This is a genomic window from Tetzosporium hominis (assembly GCF_002265435.1).
GTDB classification, from domain to species: Bacteria; Bacillota; Bacilli; order Bacillales_A; family Planococcaceae; genus Chryseomicrobium; species Chryseomicrobium hominis.
This window is the reverse complement of sequence record NZ_NOKQ01000078.1, coordinates 1-246: the sequence shown is the minus strand read 5'-3', so window position 1 is coordinate 246 and position 246 is coordinate 1. Positions and strand designations below refer to the sequence as shown.

Annotated in this window: 1 pseudogene; it reads right to left on the bottom strand. The window is 49.6% G+C overall.

Features of this window, described 5'->3' with window-relative positions:
- Positions 1-246: pseudogene (locus tag CF394_RS00270) on the bottom strand (lipase); the annotation flags it as partial.

Below are 246 nucleotides of genomic sequence, written 5' to 3'. Positions count from 1 at the left end.
CAGCTTGTCGTATAAACCGTGGCCGACCTGACGGTAGGTATCGTGCTTCAGGTCGTTGATCTCGGCGTCGTGTTCCTGATAAGCGTTTTCGGCTTCCCGTTTCATCGTCCGCAAGTCATCGATGATCGCATTTACTTTTTGCGCGAGCTGCTTGGCAACTTCGGGCGTTACTTTAATTGCGCCACTTCCGGATGCAACTTCCGGTGGAAGCATCGCTTTTAAATTTTTGTCATAAACGAGTTCATC